At 65.8% G+C, this 21,874-nt stretch carries 18 protein-coding genes; 1 reads left to right on the top strand and 17 read right to left on the bottom strand.

Features of this window, described 5'->3' with window-relative positions; genetic code table 11:
* Positions 1-26: 26 nt before the first annotated feature.
* From eccE to ACJH5R_RS04790, 11 genes are all read right to left on the bottom strand, one after another.
* Positions 27-1,022 carry a type VII secretion protein EccE gene (gene eccE, locus ACJH5R_RS04840; RefSeq protein ID WP_406759235.1) on the bottom strand — a complete coding sequence of 332 codons (996 nt, stop codon included), beginning with the start codon at positions 1,020-1,022 and terminating at the stop codon, positions 27-29.
* Positions 1,019-2,437: a type VII secretion-associated serine protease mycosin gene (mycP, locus tag ACJH5R_RS04835; protein WP_406759234.1), complete on the bottom strand. Its 1,419-nt coding sequence runs from the start codon at positions 2,435-2,437 to the stop codon at positions 1,019-1,021. Before mycP ends, eccE begins: the two co-directional genes overlap by 4 nt.
* Entirely contained in the window at positions 2,434-3,825 is a 1,392-nt protein-coding gene (gene eccD / locus ACJH5R_RS04830) for a type VII secretion integral membrane protein EccD (RefSeq protein ID WP_406759233.1), read from the bottom strand. Before eccD ends, mycP begins: the two co-directional genes overlap by 4 nt.
* Positions 3,826-3,865: 40 nt before the next feature.
* Entirely contained in the window at positions 3,866-7,828 is a 3,963-nt protein-coding gene (gene eccCa, locus ACJH5R_RS04825; RefSeq protein WP_406781406.1) for a type VII secretion protein EccCa, read from the bottom strand.
* Complete coding sequence (gene eccB, locus ACJH5R_RS04820; protein WP_406781405.1) at positions 7,825-9,447, bottom strand: type VII secretion protein EccB; 1,623 nt, start codon at positions 9,445-9,447, stop codon at positions 7,825-7,827. The genes eccCa and eccB overlap by 4 nt, the downstream gene beginning before the upstream one ends.
* Positions 9,444-11,285: a type VII secretion AAA-ATPase EccA gene (eccA, locus tag ACJH5R_RS04815; protein WP_406759034.1), complete on the bottom strand. Its 1,842-nt coding sequence runs from the start codon at positions 11,283-11,285 to the stop codon at positions 9,444-9,446. The genes eccB and eccA overlap by 4 nt, the downstream gene beginning before the upstream one ends.
* A 50-nt stretch (positions 11,286-11,335) precedes the next feature.
* Positions 11,336-12,301: a TauD/TfdA dioxygenase family protein gene (locus ACJH5R_RS04810; RefSeq protein ID WP_406759035.1), complete on the bottom strand. Its 966-nt coding sequence runs from the start codon at positions 12,299-12,301 to the stop codon at positions 11,336-11,338.
* A 124-nt stretch (positions 12,302-12,425) separates the two neighbouring features.
* Positions 12,426-12,713, bottom strand: a complete 288-nt coding sequence (locus ACJH5R_RS04805; protein WP_406759036.1) for a WXG100 family type VII secretion target — start codon at positions 12,711-12,713, stop codon at positions 12,426-12,428.
* A gap of 17 nt (positions 12,714-12,730) precedes the next feature.
* A complete protein-coding gene (locus ACJH5R_RS04800; RefSeq protein WP_406759037.1) occupies positions 12,731-13,024 on the bottom strand; it encodes a type VII secretion protein EsxS in 294 nt (97 codons plus the stop codon).
* 45 nt (positions 13,025-13,069) lie between these two features.
* Positions 13,070-14,653 (bottom strand): PPE domain-containing protein, encoded by a 1,584-nt coding sequence (locus tag ACJH5R_RS04795; RefSeq protein ID WP_406759038.1) that lies wholly within the window; start codon positions 14,651-14,653, stop codon positions 13,070-13,072.
* Positions 14,650-14,961 carry a PE family protein gene (locus ACJH5R_RS04790; protein ID WP_406759039.1) on the bottom strand — a complete coding sequence of 104 codons (312 nt, stop codon included), beginning with the start codon at positions 14,959-14,961 and terminating at the stop codon, positions 14,650-14,652. Before ACJH5R_RS04790 ends, ACJH5R_RS04795 begins: the two co-directional genes overlap by 4 nt.
* Positions 14,962-15,869: 908 nt before the next feature.
* On the opposite strand from ACJH5R_RS04790, the gene ACJH5R_RS04785 reads away from it, so the two are divergent.
* Positions 15,870-16,481 carry a TetR/AcrR family transcriptional regulator gene (locus ACJH5R_RS04785; RefSeq protein WP_406781404.1) on the top strand — a complete coding sequence of 204 codons (612 nt, stop codon included), beginning with the start codon at positions 15,870-15,872 and terminating at the stop codon, positions 16,479-16,481.
* A gap of 22 nt (positions 16,482-16,503) precedes the next feature.
* Here ACJH5R_RS04785 and ACJH5R_RS04780 read toward each other — a convergent pair whose 3' ends face one another.
* From ACJH5R_RS04780 to ACJH5R_RS04755, 6 genes are all read right to left on the bottom strand, one after another.
* On the bottom strand, positions 16,504-17,259 hold the full coding sequence (locus ACJH5R_RS04780; protein ID WP_406781403.1) for a YebC/PmpR family DNA-binding transcriptional regulator: 756 nt from the start codon (positions 17,257-17,259) through the stop codon (positions 16,504-16,506).
* 52 nt (positions 17,260-17,311) lie between these two features.
* Entirely contained in the window at positions 17,312-18,673 is a 1,362-nt protein-coding gene (locus ACJH5R_RS04775; protein ID WP_406781402.1) for an ABC1 kinase family protein, read from the bottom strand.
* 76 nt (positions 18,674-18,749) lie between these two features.
* A complete protein-coding gene (gene pdxT / locus ACJH5R_RS04770) occupies positions 18,750-19,346 on the bottom strand; it encodes a pyridoxal 5'-phosphate synthase glutaminase subunit PdxT (protein WP_406781401.1) in 597 nt (198 codons plus the stop codon).
* Positions 19,343-20,188: an acyl-CoA thioesterase II gene (gene tesB, locus ACJH5R_RS04765; RefSeq protein ID WP_406781400.1), complete on the bottom strand. Its 846-nt coding sequence runs from the start codon at positions 20,186-20,188 to the stop codon at positions 19,343-19,345. The genes pdxT and tesB overlap by 4 nt, the downstream gene beginning before the upstream one ends.
* A gap of 42 nt (positions 20,189-20,230) precedes the next feature.
* Positions 20,231-21,148, bottom strand: a complete 918-nt coding sequence (pdxS, locus tag ACJH5R_RS04760) for a pyridoxal 5'-phosphate synthase lyase subunit PdxS (protein WP_406759045.1) — start codon at positions 21,146-21,148, stop codon at positions 20,231-20,233.
* A 69-nt stretch (positions 21,149-21,217) separates the two neighbouring features.
* The gene (locus ACJH5R_RS04755) at positions 21,218-21,865 is read right to left on the bottom strand and encodes a helix-turn-helix domain-containing protein (RefSeq protein ID WP_406781399.1); all 648 of its coding nucleotides are present in this window, start codon (positions 21,863-21,865) and stop codon (positions 21,218-21,220) included.
* Positions 21,866-21,874 lie beyond the last annotated feature (9 nt).

Below are 21,874 nucleotides of genomic sequence, written 5' to 3'. Positions count from 1 at the left end.
ACGGCCCACTCAAGACCAGCTGCTGTTCAGCCCACGGTGGCATCAGCCGGCGAACGCCCGGTGCTGCTCGGCCACCGGAGCCGAGTCAATACGTCGCGTTGTGCGACGGCATGGCCGTCGAGCCGCTGTACCGACGACGGGTGCAGCACCGCCAACGACACCCGCTGATTCCCCGGTTGCGGGCTCAGACCGGTTACCGGGACACCCGCGGGCTGGGCGCCGCTGCGGAATGCGGTCGCGAACGCCAGCGTCTGATGGTCGCCGGAGCCGGCGACCTCCAGGGCCGTCCAGGTTTCTGGTGCCGGATAGGACCAGACCTTCGCGAGCACGTCCGGCAAGTCGTGTCCGGGTGCAAGCCGATATGCGGCAAGGTAATCCCCGCCCTCCTGCGCCAACCCGTGCCAGGTCTCGCGGGACTCTCCAACGTCCAGCCTTGGGATGTCGTCGGGCTCGACCGCGATGGCCACCCAGCCGGATTCGCGGAGATGATCGGCAAGGCGGCGTGCCACGACCAGGGCGGTCTGGTGCAGCGGAAGCTCTGGAGAACGCGCCTGCAGCGCCGCGAGATTGTCGACAGCGGCGAACGTCAAGCCGATCCACGTTGTGCGCTCACGCGCACCGGCATGATCACCGACGTCTCGACTGGTGACCCGGACCGCGTCGGCCTGCAGTCCGTAACGGTCCAGGTAGCGGGCGATAAGCGGCAGTGGAAGCAGGTCGGGTTCTTCCTGCGGCGCTGCGACACTCAGCAGCGCGGTGACCCGCGGGTCGGCGACGGGCCTGGTGCCTGTCCGGCGCTCGCCGTGTTTGGGGCTGTTGATCGTTGCCCGGCGTCGCAGAATCGTTGTCAAGGGCAGTCCACGCCACTGCGCCGACAAAGCGACCACGATGACGACGCCAATGCCCAACATCCAGCGCTCGCGCGCCGACTGCCAGGGGTAGGCCGTGGCCGCTGCCACAACGGCCAACAGCACCAGGGTGATTCGCCCCGTACCGGGCAATGCTGATCGGTAGGTACTCACAGGGTGCTCTCCTTTCTACGGCGCGTCACGATTGCGGCGCCCCCGACGGCCAGTGCCAGCGCCGTGGTGCCGCCCAATGCGACGAGCTGCGGCGTGTAGTCCTTCGGTGCCGGTTGCGGCGGCGGGGCTACCCGCTTCGCCGGCTGCGAGCCCGGGACAGATTCGGTGGGTAGCTGCCATGTCAGGGCAGCGACGAGGTCAACGGATCCGGCGCCCAAGATATTCGATGGTGCCCGCGCCGTGTTGTGCGCGGTGGCAGTGATCCGGTGAATCACCTGCGCCGCGTTCAGTTCCGGATATCGGCTCCGGACCAAGGCTGCCAGACCGGCCACGTACCCGGACGCGTAGCCGGTGCCGGCCAGTGGCACCAACTGTTGGCGAGCACCCGGAAGCCCGTTAGCGAGGCCACCATCGTCGCGGTTACTCACCGACACGATGTTCTCGCCCGGCGCGGCGACCCCCACCCAAGGCCCGGCCATCGTGAATTTCGACGGCTGACCGTTGGGCGCCAGCGATGCCACGGACAGCACATAGGGCTGCCAGGACGACGGGATCGACACCGATGCAACGGTCCCCCACCCGCGGGGGTCGTCGGGGCGGCTCAGATCGGTCAGCGGGTTGGACTGGCAACCGGTTCCGCCGCCGGCCGGCCCGGTGGCGCCGCTGTCACCGGCGGCGGCGATCACAACGGCGTCCTTGTCGACCGCCGCATGGCGAATGGCCGCACCGAGTTCGGACTGGTCGACGTTGCGGTCTGCGGGCAGGCAGTGCACTGCCGAGACAGCGATCACTCGCGCACCGAGATCCGCGGCATGCACGATCGCCCGGCTCAGGGCCGTCACGTTGAAGGCCGCCTGCGCCAACTCCGGATCACGGTTGGAGGTTGCCGGTGTGATCTTGGCGGACGTGGCGCGCAGCGACAGCAGCCGTGCCGCCGGTGCGACGCCGGCGAATCCGTCCTCGCCGGGTTGACCGGCGATGAGCCCGGCGATCAGCGTTCCGTGCCCGTCGCAGTCGGTGAGGCCGTCGGTGGTGCCGATGTAATCGCCGGCGGGCTCGACGGCAGGCAGGCGCGGGCCGGGCCGCACCCCGGTGTCGATGACGGCCACCGTTTGGCCGTCGCCGCGGGAGAACTGCCACGCCGCGGGCAGATCAAGCTGTCGCTGCCCGGGAGCGGGAGCCAACACATCCGCCCCGCCGATGAGCCCGGTGATGCTGCACTCGCCGTTCTGCTGGGTAGCTTGCACCGGCCCCGGAGTCCCGCTGGGCGGCACGGCCCCCAGCTCAACGCTCGGCGGGGTGATCGCCAAGACCGGCGGGGATGTCCCCAGCGCCGCGGCCAGGACCACGGCCGCAGCGCCGAGCCGGATCGCCCTGGAGAACTCCGGTGCCGAGCCGATTCGAGAACGGCTCATCGATCGAGGACCCAGGCGAAAATGCCGACCAGGTAGGCGATTACCGGTATCAGCGATGCGTCCAGTCCCGAGGCAAGGAAACCGACCAGCCGGCGCACCGGCAACGAATAGCTGTGCGGATCGGCGACTGCCGGAAACGCGGAGGCCAACATCCATGCTGATACCAGCACGGCAAGCACCGCTACCGCGAGGAGCGCGGCAAGGTAGCGGTTCGTCGCGCCGTAGAACACCAGCAGCGCCACCGTCACCAGGTAAGGCTGGGCCAGCAGCCAGAATTTGCTGGCGGCCGAGTCCCACACCCGTGCACGCAACGCAGCCGCGACCGCATTGGCCACCACCACATACCATCCCCACGCCGGAACCGATTCGGGCTGCGCGGCAATCGCAAACGAACCCAGGGCGCCGAGCAGCACACCACCGGCGACGAATCCGGTTTGGTACTGTTCGCCGGCCTGTACCCGACGCGGCAGGTCCTCCAACACCCGCAGTGATGGTGCGGCCGGGGTCGGATCTCCGGGCGCGGGGATCACCGGTAACGGCAACCGTGCCCACAACGCAGACAGTTGGGGAGCCGAGACGGTGAGCAACAGGGCCAGCACGACCAGCCCACCGCCGATGCTGCGCAGCGGCAGCGGCCACAGCGCCTCGACCGCAGCCGCCAGGGCAACGCCGCTACCGAACGCGGTTGTCGCCGTGAAGAATCCGAGGTCGCGGCGCGAGCCGATGACGCGAATCAACGACCACGCAGCAATGCCGGCGGCGCCCAACGTGACCTGCGCCGGTCCGAACTGCCCCGGCACCACCAACGCCAGTGCCGCGCCGATCGGCGCCAGCGCCGCGATGGACAACGCCCCGTCATACGGTGGGCGTGCGACCAACGCGGCGAGCACGGCAAGTACGGCGATCGCGCCGGCCGCGAACAGACCTGCCGGCGCTCCGGTGACCACCCGGTAGGTGACGGCCAGACCCGTTGCCGCCAGGATCAATCCGGCGGCGGCCGCGAGTGCCCCGGTCCCGATGTGCCGCGGCCCCCAAGGCTTGCGCCGGGAGGCCGAGAAGATCACCGCGGCATCCGCGACGTCCTCGACGATGCCGGGCGCCGAGGGCCCGGAAGGCACCGGCTGCAGGGCCAGCAGGTCCCCGTCGACCACGCCGACGGTATCCAGGCTGGCATCCAGGCTGAACGGTGCGCCGCCGATCGGCGCAAGGCTGAGTCGGTCCGTGCTACCGGCACTGTCTTGAGCCTCGTCGGCAGCGGTTGGCACAACCAAACGCTGCACGGTGGGCAGGATTTCGCGCAGCGGTAGGTCCGCGGGCAGAGCGATCTCCGTCAGCCGGCTCTCGGCCAGCACAGCAATCCGCACGATCGGTATCACAGCGTTGGCCATCACGGGGTCCTCAACTTCAGAAGGGACATGGGTTCTTCTCCTAGCGCGTCAAGGTTTCGCTGAATGTTGGGTTGACTAGTTGTAGGTAGGTGGGTTCGTCGTTGTCGGCTAGCAGGATTGCGCGTCCTGCGGGGAGGCGTCCGAAGCGTTGGCCGCGGATTTTGCCGCTGTCGGCGGGGTTGCCTGAGAGCATCAGGGTGGTGGCTTGTAGGTCGTTGAGCCGGCGCAGTAGTGGGTTGGTCATCAAGGCGTGTGCGGAGCCGGTGGCCCGTCCGGTGACGATGACCCGCAAGCCGAGATCGCCTGCTTGGGAGAGCAGTTCGATCAGGGTGGTCCACGGCCGCTGCCCGGCATAGGGGCCGGTCAGGGCCGGGGTGTCGGGGATGGCATCAACATCGTCGATGATCAGGTAATGGGTGTGGCCTTCATAGCTCCAGCTGGCCAGATCAGCGGCCGACAATCCTGCGGGGGGCCGGCGTGAGCCGATCAACGCTGAGAGTCCGAGCATGGCCGGGATGACCCGATCCACATTCGCGGTGTACTCATTGTCCGGATACAGGGGTTCGTCGACGAGGTGCAGGCGCCGGTCGAGCACGGTGAACGCCACCTGATCGGCCGTGGAGTGATCCCGCACGGTGCGGATGATGTGCCGCAGCAAGGTGGTCTTGCCGGATTTGGCGTCCCCGAGCACCAGCAGCAGCGGGTTGGCGGTGAAGTCCACCTGCACCGGGGCCAGGTCCTCTTCACGCACCCCGATCACCACATGATCGATGGCGGGATAGGCCACACCCACTTCTTCGGGGGCCAGGTTGGTCGGCAACAACCGCACCGGCGGCGCCGCCAACCCCGGATGGCGGGCATTGATCGCCTCGATCTGGGTCAGATCCGGTGCCGCGATCAGGAAGTGCTCGGCGGCCATCGTCAGACCACGACCCGGCTGGTTGGCCGGCACCGCTTCGGCCGGACGCGTCAGGGCCCCTGCCACCCGCACATTGCTGTCGCGGGCATCGTGGAGCTTGAGTTCCAGGCGCAGTCCCAGACCGTCGCGCATCGCCAACGGTACTTCCAGCCAGCTCGGCGTGGTCACCACGACATGGATGCCGTAGGCCAGGCCCACGTTGACCAGTTCGGTGACCTTGGCCAAAAGCGGGTTACGCGTGTTGAATTGGTCGGTGTTATCCCGGCTGAACGCATACAGGTTGTCGATGACCAAAAAGACTTCACCGTAGCCGTCGTTGAGCGAACCGATGCTGCCATCACGGAACGCTTCACGCTGCTGGCGTGCGGTCAACAGTTGTTCGAGTTCCCCGAAGGTGCGGCGGATCTTCTCCGGCTCCAACCCCGAGGCGACACTGCCCACATGCGCCAACCCCTCCAGCGCCCGCAACTGCCCGCCACCGTAATCGAGGCAGTAGAAACTGACCTCCCGCGGCGAATGCAGGCTCGCCGCCGACAAAATGAAGGTCTGTAGCGCCGTGGTCTTACCCGATTTGGGGCCACCATGGATCAGCAGGTTCCCACTAGCCGAACGCGCATCGAAGACCAGCGGATCGCGGCGCATCTCAAAGGGCTTGTCGATCTGTCCCAACGGCCACCGCAACTGGCGTTCACTGATTCCGGCCTCCGCCAACGTCGCGGCCAGTGCGATCGGCTCATCCAGGGGCGGCAACCACAACGCCGGGGCCTGGGGCCCGTAGTTGGCCAACTGATCCCCAATGGTGGCGATCAGCTTGCGCGGCGGACCCAACACCTCCTGCTCGGCCTCACCGACAATCGTGGTCTGCTCACCGGCATCGACCACACCGGCGGTGAACAGTTTCGGTTCGGGCAGCGCGTGCATCACCACCGCCCGCGACTGGCGCGGCGGGTCATAAATCCCATCGACATAGGTGGAGCGGAACTTGATCGGTGCCGCCCCCGGGGCCGGCACCAAAAAGCCTTCGCCCTTGTGTTCTTTGCCCGATTCGATGTGATAGGCGTCCTCGACCCCAATGATCTGCCGCGACACACTCGGGCTCGCGACTTTCAAACCGATCCGGTACGAGGTGTTCTTGTCGATGTCCTTGATCTTGCCGACATCCAACGTCTGCGACGCAAACAGAATATGGATCCGGAACGAACGACCCTTACGGGCCACATAGTCGAACAACTCGGCGTACTCGGGATGATCAGCCAACATCAACGTGAACTCATCGGCCACAATGAACAGTGTCGGGATCGGCGCCAAATCATGACCGGCAGCGATCGCCGCCTCATACTCGGTCACCGAATTAAACGCACTGCCCTGCACCGCCCGGCCCGCCTCACGCAGCAACAACTCCCGCCGCGCCACCTCACCACGCAACGTGTCCGCGAACCGATCCGCCAACGACCGCTTCTCGGCCATGTTCGAGATCACCGCGACGACCTGCGGGAAATGCCGGAAGATATCCGCGCCGGCCTCCCCCTTGAAGTCCGCGTAGATCACGATCAACCGATCCGCCGAATGCGTCGTCAACAACGACAACAAGATCGCCATCAACGTCTGCGACTTACCCGAACCGGTCATGCCGATCATCAACCCGTGCGGACCCATCCCGCCCTCGGCCTCATCCTTGAGATCAAAGAACAGTGGTTCCCCGGTCGCGGTCACCCCGATCGGGACCCGCAACTCCTGCTCACGGCTACGCGGGGACCACAACGCCGGCACATCCAACCGAGAGGCATCACTGATCCCCAACAACGTGGTGAACGTCGCCCCCCGAGTGCCCGCCGAACGCAACCCGGCATGCGTCGGGTTCGAATCCCACCGCGACAACCGCCGCGCCAGATGCGCCGCCTCCGCCGCACCCAGGTGGTCGGCGGCATCGACATAACGCTGCCAGCCCCCCGACTGCCACCGATCAATCGCCACCCCACCAGCAGTGATCCGCAGAATCGGACGTTCGGGGTCCGAGTACTGCTCCCGATTCGGGGCCAGCGCACCACGGACAATGAGCGTCACCCCGGCCCGCGCTGCACCCAACACCGAAGCCGCCACATCAAAATCAGGATCATCGATGATCACCAACAAATGCCGACCCGACTCACCCGCCTCACCGGTAAACGCCGGCCGGGTCGCCAACACCGGGCCCAACAACGCAGCCAGTTCCTCACCACTGCCCGCCAAATAGCGGGCCGGGCCCACCCCATCAGCCTGGCCGGCGATATCAGTGTGCGGCAACCACTTCAACCACGACCAGTCTGGGCTCTCCAACTCCGGCGACGCCAACGCCACCCCCAACATGGTCGGGTCATGCCACGTCACGGCCTGAGCCACCCACGCCCGCAACGCACCCCGCACCTCGGCGGCCGCATCATCACCCTCACCCAGGACCGTGACCCGCGACAGTTTCGTCACATCCACACCGACGGGCACATCACGCACCGTGCGCTGGGTATCCAGCAAGCCCCGCAACGCACTATGCGACACCGGCTCCAAATCAATCTCATCAGCAGTGTCACTCACCCGCACCGCACTGGCCAACGCCACCGCATGCCGGCCCGTGCGCACCACCAAGAAATCCTCATCATGAGGATCGCGTTCCCACTGCCGACGCGAACCCGGCACCGCCGCCAAATCCTCCGGATCGGGATGCGACCACTCCGCTGCCGCCCGCTGCTTAGCCGCCGACCCCCGAATATTGTCCCGAACCACCGACAAATACCGCAGATAATCCGCCCGCTCAGCATCCACCTCAACAGTGCGGGCCTTCTTATCCCCACCCCGATAAATCCCCGCCGCCGCCACCAACAACGCAAACGGGAAGAACAACATCACCGGAGACACCAACCGCATCCCCGTAGCGACCATGGCAATCACCATGCCCACAATCAACACCACAATCACCACCGGCAACGCCCGCTGCAAAAACGACGCCGGAACCAACCGCGGCAACTCCGGCGGCGGCTCAACGGTGATCGTGCCCCTATCAGTAGGCGGAACCGGAAGCCGACGACGGGCCTCAAAAATCAAACGACTCATCGGGACTCCCCAACACTAGAAACGCCACCCAACTCCGACGCCACCCGACGACCCGGACGCCCATCAGGCGCCAACCCGTCATGCGCCAACAACGCATCACCACGCGACAACGTCGGACCAACAGCAAACTGCGACAACACCGACCACGGAATCGGCAACGCCGGCTCACTCAAACCAAGAGCCGAAACCGTGTCCCCCTCGCCACCATTGCTGCCGGCCTCGGTGTTAATGCCATAGCGCACACCAGTGTCCGAAATCCAAAACAACGGGCCCGCATTGGCGTTAGCCGCCGGATCACTGTTAACACTCTGGGCGAAATAGCCCGACCCCGGGACCAGCGCAACACGCGCAGCAGTGCCACCCACCCCAGCACCCACCAAATCCAGAGTCCGCACACCCTCACGCAACGGCAACGTCGAACCCGACAACAACGACAACGAACTCGTACTCGCCCCAAAAGGCCTACTCCAATGCGCACACGTCACCGGAGCCGACACCGCATCAACCACCCTCACCGGCTGCTCCGGAAAACGCGACACATCCAACAGCCGCGAAACCGGCAACCGCGCAACATCATCAGCACCCAACACCGGCGGCCGATCCAAACCCTGCGAATCAGTGTTACGCAACACCGCCGCCACCACACCAGAAATCGGCTGCAACCCATCGGATAACACGGCGTAGTACTGCCGGGCGGTGTCGGAGCTGTCGTCGATCTCATGGGCGACGACCACCGAGCCAATGGCTACCGGCACCGGCAAGGCGAAGGGCAGCGGGTTCCCCGCATCGGGGATCACCGGCGCCACCAGCGCGGGCGCCTCCGGAATCGCGTTGAACAATCCCGGAGCGATCGGGCGCGGCTTCGATGCGCCCGCGTCCAAGCCCAGCGCGGCCGTGACAGCCCGGTCGCCGAGGTCGATTCGACTGCGCTTGCCATTCCACAGCAGCCAGGCGCCGGCACCGTTGTCGGCCAGCACCGCATGCTGCGCATCCAATGCGTCAGCGCGGCTCCCGTCGGTGTCCAACCGCCCCGCGATCAACGTCACGCCCGTGGCGCTGCCGGACGCCGCGTCGCACACCGTCCAGTTCGCATCGGCGTCGGCGTTTTGCACCAACCGTTCCGGTGCACCGGGAATGCCCAGCAGGTTGCCACGCGGGAAGTTGTCCAACACCGCAGCTTTCACTGCGGTGGGGTTGACCGGACGACCGGCGATCAGCCGCGCGGAGGTCAGGTTCAGCACCGGGTGCAGCTCATCTCCCACCCGCACATACAGCGCCGAGGTGGAGCGGTCAGCCAACACGGGATCGTTGCCGGCTGATCCACCCGGTCGGATCAACGACAAGACAAAGCTGCCAGCCACTCCGGTGGCCAGCAGGACCACCCCCATCAACACCGAACGGGACTGGGTGCGTAGCGGCTCCACCAGCATCCGGGTGTCATGCAGGGCAAGACCCGAGGCAATCCGCCGCACGAGGAAACGCCAACCGCTGACCTGGTGCTTGGTTACAAAGCCGCGCCGGTATTCGACCCGGTCGGGATTCTCGTTGACCGGGGTACGCGAGGCGAACGAGCGCCGCCCATCATCGGTCAGATCGGACCGGTCCGAATGTGCGCTCATACCTTGGCCTCCAGACCCAGGCCACGCAGCAACGGCGCCACCGAGTTACGAACGTCTTCGGCCGTAATGGTCATGAGCTCCTCATCGGTGAACGCCTCGGTGCCGGCTTGTTCGGAATGGTCGAGCCGGAATTCGCGCTCCTCCTCGGAGCGCTCGACGAGGTTTCGCACGAACCGGCCGTTACCGGCAATGTCTAGGCTGCGCCGCTCGACACCGTTGGCGTCGGGGTGCGACGCCGCGGCCAGCTGACCGAACAGTGCCTGTAGGTCTTCTTGCGCACTCGGTTCGAAGACACTGTCGCGGTGCTCGGCCATCACTGTTGCGATCTCGACCAACTCGCCCGCCGAGTAGGACGGGAAGTCGATGCTGCGAGAAAAACGTGACCGCAGACCTTCGTTGGTGTCCAGGAACCGGTCCAGGTCAGCCCGGTAACCCGCGATGATCACCACCAATCGGTCACGGTCGTTCTCCATCCGCGCCAGTAGCGTGTCGATGGCGATCAGCCCGAAGTCGTTCTTGGCGCCGGTGGCCACCAACGCGTACGCCTCATCGAGGAACAGCACACCATCAAGTGCACTGTCGATGACCGCATTGGTCTTGGCCTCGGTCTCACCGATGTGCTGACCGATCAGGTCAGCACGGTGCACCTCGCGCACATTCTCCTTCTTCAACAGACCCAGGCCGCAGTAGATCTTCGCCACCACACGGGCGATGGTGGTCTTGCCCGTCCCCGGCGGTCCGGCGAAGACCAGGTGATGGGCACGCTGGGCCACGGCCAGGCCGTGCTGCTCACGCCGGATAGCCATCGCTACCGAACTTTTCAGCCGCTGTACCTGATCCTTGACCTCGTCGAGGCCGATGAACTCGCCGAGTTCACGCTCCGCTTCGGCCAGCAACTCCGCCTTGCGTTCATGCGCGCCAGGATCGATGAAGTCGGATTCGTTCGGCTCGGTGCCGCGGTCCCACGGGTCGGTGCGCGCCGCGATCCGATCCGCGGTGGTCGTCACAATCCCGAAGCTGTGGTCCAGCAAGGCATGTTGAACCTGCTCGTTCTCCGGGTTGGCGGCATACAGGTCCTGCAAGACCTCGGCCGCGGATTCCTCATCGTCTTGGGCCCGCAGGATCAGCCCCTTGACCAAGGCCCCGTCGGTGACCGCGGCGGCGATCGGCCCTTCCGGCTCCTCCAGGTAGGACAACGCCGGGGCATACATACCCAGCCGAGCCAGTGCAGTTCCCAGGGCGACTTTTGCGGCGTGGGCGAACAACTCGTCGAGTTCCGGGTCGTTGACGATCGGAGTCAACAGCTTCACGACATCCGACCACCGCTCGGCGCGATAGTGGATCACAGTGGCGAGCCAGCGGGCATCGCGGAAGCCCGCTCGGCGCTCGGCGATCTCGGCGACGAGCCGGTATGCCTCGCCGTACCCGCCGGCCGCGGTCAGCGCGCTGGCGTAGGCCAGCCGGAAATCGTCGGGATCGGTGGCACGGAACTGCAGATACAGACCGGAGTCATAGTGGAAGCCCAGCGCCCCGTGCTGCAGGTCGAGTTGCCGTTGCAGAGCACCCACCGACGGCTCGGTGCGCCAGACCGCCTCCAAAACGCGTGCCGACGTGTCGCCGGCAGCGGCCAGACCCACCCATGCATCGCATTGATCGTGGGCGACACGAGTCAGCGCGGCGAAGCCGGTGCGGGCCGCGGCCAGGTCGGCGGGCCGTTTCCGACCGTGGACCGCGATACCCAGCGCCCGACTGCAGGTGGCGAACCGGCTGACGATGTCGGCGTCCACCCTGGTTGTGCGAGTACGTGCCTCCAGCACGCCCACGTCACGGTTATTCATCCTCGAATCACTTCCCACTCAATGCTGTACGGCCCGAAACGATTGGTGGCCTACGCCACCGCTCGCGGCTCTCCAATGACGGAGTACGCCGAAGCGTCGCCCTGGATCACGCGGCTGCGCTCGCCGTTGACGCTGACCGGAATGTCGCCGGCAAGAGTGATGCGGTGCAACCGCCGGTGCTCCTGCCCGAAGTCGGCGACTCCGTAGTGCTGGGTGGCCCGGTTGTCCCAGATCGCCAGGTCGCCCAGCTGCCAGTTCCACCGGATGGTGTTCTCCGGTCGAGTGATCCGCTCCTGGAAGAGCTGGAACAGCAGACGCGACTCGGAGCTCTTGACATCCGCGATTCGTTGCACGAAATTGCCGAGCAGCAAGGAGCGTTCCCCGCTCTCGGGGTGCACCCGCACCACGGGGTGCTGCGTCTCGTACGTGGTGGAGTTGAACGTCTGCACGTATGCCTGGAACTCCTCCGACTGCAGCAGATCGGCGTACTTCTCGAGCTGCTTGGAGTCCGTCAAGTCGAGCTGCGTGTAGTCGAAAGCATTGCTGTGCACCGCCCAAAGCTCTTCCGCCAGGCGGGCCAGCGGATCCGGCAGCTGCTCGTAGGCGGTGACAGTGTTGGCCCAGAGGGTGGTTCCGCCGTAGGACGGCAGCTCCACGGCCCGCAACAGCGACGCCTTGGGCACCCGGTCCACGAACGTGACGTCGGTGTGCCAGCTGTTCGCGCTGGTGCCGCCGAACGAGTCGATGGGAAGAATGGCACCCTCGCCCTGCAACAGCGGGTGGGGGGCCGTCGTGGTACCCAGCAGCCGGGCGAACTCGAACTGGCTGACGTCATCCAAATGGTGCTGCCCACGGAAGAAGATGACCTTGTGAGTCACCAACGCGTCGTTGATCGCGGTGACGGTGTCGTCGTCCAAGTCACCGCCCAACTGGACTCCGTCGATCCTGGCGCCGATGTATTCGCCGAGTTTCACCACGTCCAAGTCGGAGCGGGTGGAAAGCGATTGGCTGGACATGAGACTTCTCCTTTGTCGGTCTAGCTGGTTCTCGAGAGGTTGGAGCCGGCGCGCTGACGTGGAATCCGCGCGCTGGCCTGCCGAATTTGTTTTGGCAGAGTTCTTTTCGGTCAGATAGAAGGGGTCACCCCCAGCGGGCGGCCTCGGCGGTGTCGCGGGCGAGCATCCCCAACGTGTTGGTCTCATGGGTGGTGGCCATCGCGTGATAGGCCCGCACCAACTCCTCCATCGCCTGATTCCACTGCGCCTGCCACGCCTGATACGTCATCCCCGTATCGCCCTGCCACGCCGCCGACAACGCCGCCTGCTCACTGGCAATATCAGCACCCACAGCCTGCAATGTCGCTGCATGCCCGTTCATCTCCGCGGCATGCGCCAGCATCGCCGGGTAGTTGTACAGAATCTGTGACATCACACAGTCCCTTCTCGTCAGAATCCGGTGTAGGTGCTCGCCGCGGCTGCGTCGGCAGCCACGTAGGTACTGCCCGCATCCGCCAAATTGACTTGCGCCGTGTCGAGCAACGCGTTCACGCGCGCCGCCAACGCCACAAACCGGGCGTGGGACCCCTGAAACGCCGCGGCCGCCTCACCCACATGAAACGCCTGCGCCGACATCGCCGCCTGCTCCGCCTGCGCCATCGTCGACCGCATCAACGCCGCCTTGGCACCAAACGCCGACTCCGACGCCACCAACTGCGGAATATGCGCATCCAACAAACTCATCGCTTATCTCCCTATCCACATCGATTGCCTTGTGTTCACCGAGGATCAGCTCTCTGCGTTGTCACCCACTCCTTCGGTCGACTGACCGGTCCAGGTACTCGGCATCAACGGTTCGATCGGAAAACCACTGAACGAATCACCGGTGAGGGTGGTTAAACCCGCCTCTTGCACATCGCGTTTGACAACGCCGCCCCCGAAACCGAGCTGTCCCGCGTTGCCCTGTGAAGCACTCGGGCCATCGTCCGGCGACGCCCATTCGGGGTCGACATTCATGTCGGCGAACTGGTCGCCGTGATCGTGCAGCTGCGTCCTCCGGCGGCGGCGCTTGCGTGCCTGCCGACGCGCGGCGGATTCTTCTGCCGCCGAGTCCGATGCCGGGCTCTGCGCTCGTGCGCCGGTGCCGCTTCCGGTCTTGTTGCTCGAATCGAAGCCAATCCCAGGACCGCCACCGAATCCGATCATGTAGGGGAACGCGATTCCCGCTCCCCCAACTGCCGCGGGCGCCGGTGCCGGCGCCCCTGCACCGGCAGAGGCGCTCGCCGGAAGCCCGGCCGCAGGGGATCCCGAAACGGGCACCGACCCGGCAACGCTCACCAGGTGCGGGTTGGAGACCGCCGTAGCCGAGTCAGGCGCCAAGGTGGCTTCGGGAACCGAGTCGACCAGCATGGGCACGTCGGACGGCCATGGCAGGGCTGCCAGCGCCGCGAACGCGCTCAGACTCGCCAAGGGCGCGGTAAGGGTCGAGGCTATTGCGGCGCCCAGTTCGATGGCGACCAGCGGGTGCGCGATCAAGAACGTCGAGAGGGTCGCCGGGTTGAGCAGCAGCAGGGCGACTTCCGGGTGAGCCCCGACATTCGCAATGACGTAGTCGACCTCTTGAATGAGAGTCACGGTGTTCTTGACCCAGTACAGCCCGGTCAGTGGATTGGTGAATGTTGAGTAGGGCAGCCCGTTGATGGTGCCGGATCCGGGCTCCCAGTTGACCCCCACAGACCGCAGCACCTGCGCTAAGCCCTCCAGGAAGGGATCAGTCCAGGTATGGGCAGGGCCCCACGGGTCCGCCGGATCCGAGGTCTCTGCCGGCCCCGCCGACTTGAGGATCGCCGGAGCCGGAGGGGTCTCCGGCGTTGACGCCGCAGCAGAGCCCGCGACCGCCTGGTAGGTGCTCATCGTCGTGGCAGCCTGAACCCACATCCGCGTGTAGTCCGCTTCGTTGAATGCGATGGGGACGGTGTTGATTCCGAAGAAGTTCGTCGCCAGCAATACCCCGTGAACCGTGTGGTTCGTGGCCAGTTCCGCCAGTGTCGGCATTGCCGCCAACGCAGCGGTGTAGGCGGCGGCCACGGTCTGGTGCTGGGCGGCGACCGCAGCACTGTTGGCGCTGGCCTGCGTCAGCCAGGCCAAGTAGGGGGCATTGGCTGCTGCGTACGATTCGGCGCTGGTGCCCTGCCACGCCCCGCTCTCCACGGCCCCCAGCACCTCGCTGAGTTCTTCGGCCGCCGAGGCGTACTCGGCGCTCAAGGAGCTCCATGTCCCGGCAGCTGCCAACACCGGGCCAGATCCCGGCCCACTGCTCAACAGTGCTGAGTGAACCTCCGGTGGCAACGCCATCCAGGCCGGCGCGCTCATGCCAGCCGCCAGTGCGGGTACGCCGACGCCGCGGCGGCGTCACTCGCGACGTAGTTGATGCCGGCCTCGCCGACGCCGATCCCCGATCGGCCGAGTTCGGCTGTGCCCTGGGCCGCCACCACTTCATGCCGGCCACCGAAGAGGCTGAGCGTGGTCGCGCTCTGCAGGGATACCGGGTCCGCAGCAGGAGGAACCACCGCCGTGATCACCGGCGCCGCGCTGGCATGTGCTTGCGCCAGCCTGGCTGTCAGCGCTTCCACGCGTGCGCAGGCAGCGGCCAGTCCTTCGGGGACGACATGTAGCGGCATGACCAATCTCCTTCCGAACTGGGGGAAAACCTCGCAACTGCTTGTGGGTACTCATAGGACCACCAGGGCCGAACACGTGTCGACCACCGATCTGAGAAGCACTGTGCGACGGCCGTTGGAGGAGAGCTTCACGTCTCCGCCGAGAGCCTACGAATTATGTTGTGCAATACCGATTTTCGGTGTCTCACGAGGTTATGTTAATGCCAGCAAGGATCTCGCGTTGGGTTTGAATCAGCAGGTTCCGAAAGGTGCACCGGCACTTAAACATCGGGCGAGACAGGCGGGCACCGCTGAGCTCCGGCGCCGACGAAAAGTGGCCACTATCGAGCCGTTGGGCGAGACATCCAAGTGCAGATTCGAGTTGAATTGCGCTGCCACACAGCGTCTTACTATCGATGCAGGGTCTGGTCAGAGCATGAGGATTCGCACGCGCGCGTCGCTTGAAAGCGTGATGTCCTCGACGACAGGATGATTCGAGCCGAGGAACTGCGCAGGGTCGCGAACGCAGCAGCGAATAGGAGAATTCGACCATCCTCGCCGTCAGTCGAGCCGGCCGGCAGACCGCGACAATCGGCGGCGAACGTAGCAGCCGCGACAGACGGTAGGAAGTAGAGATGCACGGCCAGGAGGTGGGGTTCCGACCGTGGCAATGTTGGCGGGTGCCCGCTGTGCGGTCACCGAACGTGCAATCAGCCCCGTGGTGTCACGGGAAGCAGGAGCGACATCGCCCCTGGCGGTTCAGCTGACGATCCCGCGATTCCTGGCAGCCCGGCACCACTCGGCCGGCGGCCTGCATGGGAGCGGCCATCAGGACCTCCGTGAATTGGTGGATCAACATGTCGAGCCCGCCGCGACGCGCGCCCGCTAGTCAAGCGACTACACCGAGGTAGTGCGGCTAGCGTAGCTATGTGGCTGACAACGATGCAACAGGCGCCCAGATCGACGAGAACGCTTCGGCGGCCCGCGAAGAAGCCACTGCCGCGGTGCTGATCCATGCGGCCGACCTCTTCGCCGAGCGTGGGCCGGCGGCCACTTCGATTCGCGACATCGGCGCTCGGTCTGGGGTGAACCACGGACTGGTGTTCCGGTACCTGGGGACCAAAGATCAGCTGGTCAAGGCGGTTCTGAACCATCTGGCGGACGAGGTTTCCACAGCGGTGCAGGCAGGCGCGTCGGCGGAGGTGATCGCGGCCAAGACCGAGCTGCAGTGGCGGGTGCTGGCCCGCGCCATCCTCGACGGTTTTCCGGTCGGGCAGCTCCAGGAGCGATTCCCCATCGCAGCAAATCTGGTGAAGCATGTGCAACAGAGCTACGACGACGAGCTCACCGGCCGTCTTGCTGCCGCCAATGTGATTGCGCTGCAATTGGGTTGGCAGTTGTTCGAGCCGTTCCTGCGTTCAGCGACGGGGATCGAAGAGCTATCGTCGGTCGATCTACGGCAAAGTCTTAGCGGTGAGATCGCGCGGATGCTGAAGGCCAGCCCCACAGACGTGTACCGGATTGCATTCCCGGTGAGCTAAAACGGGCGTCCGCCGAGATCGCTTATTCGGCTTCGAGGGCGGCGAGGACTTCGTCGGACAGGTCCACGTTGGTCCACACGTTCTGCACGTCGTCACTGTCCTCAAGAGCCTCGACGAGCTTGAACACCTTGCGAGCACCCTCGACGTCGACCGGGACACTGACCGACGGCTGAAAGCTGGCCTCGGCCGAGTCGTAGTCGATCCCGGCCTCCACCAGCGCACTGCGCACCGCCACCAGGTCCCCCGGCTCGGAGATGACCTCGAAGCTCTCCCCCAGATCGTTGACATCCTCAGCACCGGCATCCAACACCGCCGCCAACACGTCGTCCTCGGTCAACGCATTCTTGTCCAGGGTGACTGTGCCCTTGCGACTGAACAGGTAAGCCACCGAGCCCGGATCAGCCATCTGGCCGCCGTTACGCGTCATCGCCACCCGCACCTCACTGGCAGCCCGATTACGGTTATCGGTCAGACACTCAATCAACACCGCCACCCCATTGGGCCCGTAACCCTCATAGGTGATGGTCTGATAATCCGCCCCACCGGCTTCCTCACCCGCACCACGCTTACGCGCCCGCTCAATATTGTCGTTAGGAACCGAACTCTTCTTCGCCTTCTGAATAGCGTCATACAACGTCGGATTGCCCGACGGATCCCCACCACCAACCCGCGCCGCAACCTCGATATTCTTGATCAACCGCGCAAAATTCTTCCCACGACGAGCGTCAATGACGGCCTTCTTGTGCTTCGTGGTAGCCCACTTGGAATGGCCGCTCATCGGTTGCCCCACCTCACTGTTGCATCAAAACTTTGCCCGACGATTCTACGTGTCAGTCCTGGTCGCGCGCCGGGGGCTGCTCGGGCGGGAAGAACCCGGGTGCCCACCGCTCGATCAGTGCGGCGTAGTCGACGTGCGCGTCCAGCTGTACCGCGACTCCGAGCAGGCCGCCCAGTGTGCGCAGCAACATGACGTAACCAGCCGGAATAGTCAGCCGGCGAGCCATCTTGAATCGGTCGGCAAAGCCTTCCGCCATCGGATCGGTGGTGACCAGCGCAGATTTCTGGAACCACTTGCGGGTGAAGTGGAACTCTCCCGAGCGCAGCGGGTCGATGTAGGGCCACAGCGGCTGGATGTACTCCACCAGCTGATCGGCACTCAGGTCATAGTCGGCCGGCATGAACCCGAGCTGCTTGAGCAGCCGGATCGCCTCGTCCCACTGCTCGTCACGCGCCCAGCACAACAGTTCGGCGAACCCCGGCGGGATGCCTTCGGGATGTTCGGCTACCGCGCCGAAGTCGATGACCCCCAGCCGGCCGTCGGGCAGCATCATGAAGTTGCCCGGGTGCGGGTCGGCATGCACCAGCCCCACCCGCGCCGGTGAGCTCAAGGTGAACTCCAGCAGCAGCGCGCACGCGGAGTCTCGCTCCTGTCTGGTGCCACTGTTGATGATCGCCGACAGGCGCCGGCCCTCGATCCACTCCGACACGATGACTTTCGGAGCGCTGGCGATCACCGCCGGCACGAAGAACTTCGGGTCATCGGCATAAGCCTTGGCGAAGGCCCGCTGATTGTCGGCCTCCTGGCGGTATTCAAGCTCCGCTTCCAGGGTGTCGTTGATCTCCGAGACCAGCCGGTCCACGTCAGCGCCCGGAACGACCTGCTTGGCGACCCAGTTGAACCGCTGAATCAGCTTCAGGTCGGCGCGCAGCGCCTCGTCGGCACCGGGGTACTGGATCTTCACCGCGACGTCGCGGCCGTCCTTCCAGACCGCCCGGTGTACCTGCCCGATGCTCGCCGAGGCGGCAGGGGTGTCGTCGAAGGACGCGAAACGCTCTCGCCATTTGGTGCCGAGCTGGGCGTCGAGCACCCGGTGCACCTTGGCGGCCGGCAGCGGCGGGGCCTCGCTTTGGAGCTTGACCAACGCCTCGCGGAACGGCTCGGCGAACTGCGGAGGAATCGCGGCCTCCATCACCGACAGCGCCTGGCCGACCTTCATCGCGCCGCCCTTGAGCTCGCCGAGCACCTTGAACATCTCGTCGGCGGCCTTCTCCAGAAGCTCGGCGTTGACCTCGTCTTTGGTCTTGCCGGTCATCCGCTTGCCCACACCGAGCGCTGCACGGCCTGCGACTCCGGCCGGGAGGCTCGCCAGTTTTACAGCGCGGCGAAATCCGCCCCGCGCGAGATCTGCCATGCGGACATCATGCCTGGCCGCTCTCGGCGACCGTATTCCCGGTCACCCAACGGGCGGCCGGCCGCGGGCGCGACGGTCAGGCCTGGCCCGAGGCAATGTCGACGAAGAGCCGGTGAATACGCCGGTCGCCGGTGACCTCCGGGTGAAATGAGGTGGCCAGCACGCGACCTTGCCGCACCGCAACCGGATGGCCGGCGGCCTCGGCCAGCACCGCAACGCCGGGGCCGATCCGCTCCACCCAGGGTGCTCGGATGAACACCGCGTGCACCGGTTCGTCCAATCCGTCGAATTCGACGTCACCCTCGAAAGAATCGACCTGACGACCGAAAGCGTTGCGCCGCACGGCCATATCGATACCTGACAACGGAATCGCGGCACGCCCCTGCGCACCGGCATCGAGGATCTCACTGGCCAGCAGAATCATTCCCGCGCAGGAACCGTACGCCGGCATCCCGTCTGCCAACCGGGCCCGCAGCGGGTCCACCAACTCGAGCTCGCGCAGCAGATGGCTGATCGTGGTCGACTCGCCACCGGGAATCAGCAGCGCGTCGACCTCGTCCAGTTCGCGGCGGCGGCGTACCGGTACCGGATCGGCGCCGACAGCGCTCAGCGCGGCAAGGTGTTCACGGACGTCGCCCTGCAATGCGAGCACGCCGATGCGCGGGCCGCTCACTGGTCCGTCGGGTGGTATCCGGACGGGTATCGGGTCAGCCCTTCCTGCATGACGGCAGCCACCATGTCCCCGGACCGGTTGTAGATCTTGCCCTGGGTCAACGACCGGCCGGCGCCCGCCGACGGCGACGACTGGTCATAGAGCAGCCATTCGTCGGCCCGGAATGGGCGCATGAACCACATCGCGTGATCGAGCGACGCCACCTGCAGGTGGTCACGCTCGCCGGGGTGGATCGCCCATGAGGTGCCCAGCAGGGTCAGGTCGCTCATGTAGGCCAGCGCACAGATGTGCAGCACCGGATCGTCGGGCAGCCGGTCGCGATGGCGGAACCAGACCTGTTGCTCGGCGACCTTGCCCGGGATGTGCGGCAGCTGCTCACGCGGCACCCGGCGCAGATCCCACTCGGCGAACGCCTTGAAGCCCTCGTCGTCGAAGGCCTTCATCGCGGCGATGTCGGGCAGGTCCTTGGGATCGGGTGCCTCAGACATCACATCTTGATGCTCAATGCCCTGTTGTTCGGTCTGGAACGAGGCCGACATGTTGAAGATGGTTTCGCCGTGCTGGATGGCGTTGACGCGCCGCGTACAGAACGAACCGCCGTCGCGGACCCGCTCCACGGTGAACACCGTGGGCGCCTTGGCATCTCCGGGACGGAGGAAATATCCGTGCAGCGAGTGGACCCGGTAGCGCGGATCCACGGTGCGCACCGCCGACACCAGGGCCTGACCGGCCACGTGCCCGCCGAAGGTGCGCTGGTTGTCCGCGGACAGCGGGCTGAACACACTCCCCCGGTAGATGTTGACCTCGAGCTGTTCGAGATCAAGGATCTCTTCGATCGCCACGCTATGACCGTCTGCTCTTCGCGCAAGCCCTCATCGCCACCTCTACCAGCCGCGTTCGGCAAGCCGGTGCGGTTGCGCGATGTCCTCCACATTGATGCCGACCATCGCCTCGCCCAGCCCGCGCGATACCCGCGCCAACACGTCTGGGTCGTCGTAGAAGGTGGTGGCCTTGACGATCGCCGCGGCACGCGCGGCGGGGTCACCGGACTTGAAGATGCCGGAACCGACGAACACACCCTCGGCGCCCAGCTGCATCATCATGGCCGCATCCGCCGGGGTGGCGATGCCGCCCGCGGTGAACAGCGTCACCGGCAGCTTGCCGGCCCTGGCGACCTCCGCGACCAGTTCGTATGGTGCCTGCAGTTCCTTTGCGGCAACGAACAATTCGTCTTGCGACAGTGACGTGAGCCGGCGAATCTCGCCACCGATGGACCGCATGTGGGTGGTGGCGTTGGAGACGTCACCGGTGCCGGCCTCACCCTTGGAGCGAATCATGGCCGCGCCCTCGGTGATCCGGCGCAGCGCCTCGCCCAGGTTGGTCGCCCCGCACACGAACGGCACGGTGTACTGCCACTTGTCGATGTGGTGGGTGTAGTCGGCGGGGGTGAGCACCTCGGACTCGTCGATGTAGTCCACCCCGAGGCTCTGCAGAATCTGCGCCTCGACAAAGTGTCCGATGCGTACCTTGGCCATCACCGGGATGGTGACCGCGGCGATGATGCCCTCGATCATGTCCGGGTCGCTCATCCGCGAAACCCCGCCCTGGGCACGGATGTCGGCGGGCACCCGCTCCAGTGCCATCACCGCGACGGCGCCGGCGGCCTCAGCGATGCGGGCCTGGTCCGGGGTGACGACGTCCATGATGACGCCGCCCTTGAGCATCTCGGCCATGCCGCGCTTTACTCGCGCAGTACCCGTTTGTCCGTCGGGTGCCGAACCGTTCTGCGCCGCGCTGTCCACTGAATGCTTCTCCTTGCTGGCCTGTAATACCCGCTCAGTGTAGTGGGCCGACGCCAGCGGTTTTCCCGCTCATTGCCGCTGCGCCGTGAACACGGGCTCCGCCCGAGGTGGATCGGCGAGCAGCGCAGGCAACACGAACACCCGGACATAGCGGCGGACCTGGTCGGCGTCATGGACACCGGGGATCAGGCCCAGCAGTAATCCCAGTGCGGTCGACAGCACGAACCGGGCCGCATCACCCGAATACAGGCCGGCCCGCAGTTGTGGGCCGGCCTGCCGGAATCCCGCTTCATAGAGCCCGGCCAGCAGCTCACCCAGCGTCGCCGACCGGGCGATCAGCGCCGCGACGTTGCCCTCGTCAGTGTGCTCGGAGATCACCCGAAGCAGCGGGTCCTGGCCGATTTCGGTGGCCACGATCACCAGCGACTCGGTCACCAGGTCCCCGGGCCCGGCCACTGCGTGCAGGCGGGTGGTGATCTCGGCGATCTTGCGTCCGGCCACCCGGACCACCAACGCGTCCAACAGTTCGTCACGAGTGGCGAAGTGGCGGTAGATCACCGCGCGGGTGTAGCCGGCTTCCCGCGCGATGACCTGCATCGTGGAGGCCCGGTAGCCACGGTCGGCGAAGGACCGCTCGGCGGCGTCCAGGAGCAGCTCTCGCGCGTGTTCGGGCGGATTGCCCCCACCGGGCGGTCGACCCCGCCCGCGCACCGTCATGCCCGACCC

Source organism: Mycobacterium sp. SMC-19 (assembly GCF_045310815.1).
Classification (GTDB): Bacteria; Actinomycetota; Actinomycetes; order Mycobacteriales; family Mycobacteriaceae; genus Mycobacterium.
The sequence above is the reverse complement of the archived record's forward strand: the minus strand, read 5'-3'. Positions and strand labels throughout refer to the sequence as shown.

Bases quoted from the DNA above. Each gene is read 5' to 3' on its own strand.
- mycP (WP_406759234.1), bottom strand. From the start codon at position 2,437: ATGAGCCGTTCTCGAATCGGCTCGGCACCGGAGTTCTCCAGGGCGATC.
- eccD (WP_406759233.1), bottom strand. From the start codon at position 3,825: ATGGCCAACGCTGTGATACCGATCGTGCGGATTGCTGTGCTGGCCGAG.
- eccCa (WP_406781406.1), bottom strand. From the start codon at position 7,828: ATGAGTCGTTTGATTTTTGAGGCCCGTCGTCGGCTTCCGGTTCCGCCT.
- eccB (WP_406781405.1), bottom strand. From the start codon at position 9,447: ATGAGCGCACATTCGGACCGGTCCGATCTGACCGATGATGGGCGGCGC.
- eccA (WP_406759034.1), bottom strand. From the start codon at position 11,285: ATGAATAACCGTGACGTGGGCGTGCTGGAGGCACGTACTCGCACAACC.
- ACJH5R_RS04810 (WP_406759035.1), bottom strand. From the start codon at position 12,301: ATGTCCAGCCAATCGCTTTCCACCCGCTCCGACTTGGACGTGGTGAAA.
- ACJH5R_RS04805 (WP_406759036.1), bottom strand. From the start codon at position 12,713: ATGTCACAGATTCTGTACAACTACCCGGCGATGCTGGCGCATGCCGCG.
- ACJH5R_RS04800 (WP_406759037.1), bottom strand. From the start codon at position 13,024: ATGAGTTTGTTGGATGCGCATATTCCGCAGTTGGTGGCGTCGGAGTCG.
- ACJH5R_RS04795 (WP_406759038.1), bottom strand. From the start codon at position 14,653: ATGAGCGCGCCGGCCTGGATGGCGTTGCCACCGGAGGTTCACTCAGCA.
- ACJH5R_RS04790 (WP_406759039.1), bottom strand. From the start codon at position 14,961: ATGCCGCTACATGTCGTCCCCGAAGGACTGGCCGCTGCCTGCGCACGC.
- ACJH5R_RS04780 (WP_406781403.1), bottom strand. From the start codon at position 17,259: ATGAGCGGCCATTCCAAGTGGGCTACCACGAAGCACAAGAAGGCCGTC.
- ACJH5R_RS04775 (WP_406781402.1), bottom strand. From the start codon at position 18,673: ATGGCAGATCTCGCGCGGGGCGGATTTCGCCGCGCTGTAAAACTGGCG.
- ACJH5R_RS04755 (WP_406781399.1), bottom strand. From the start codon at position 21,865: ATGACGGTGCGCGGGCGGGGTCGACCGCCCGGTGGGGGCAATCCGCCC.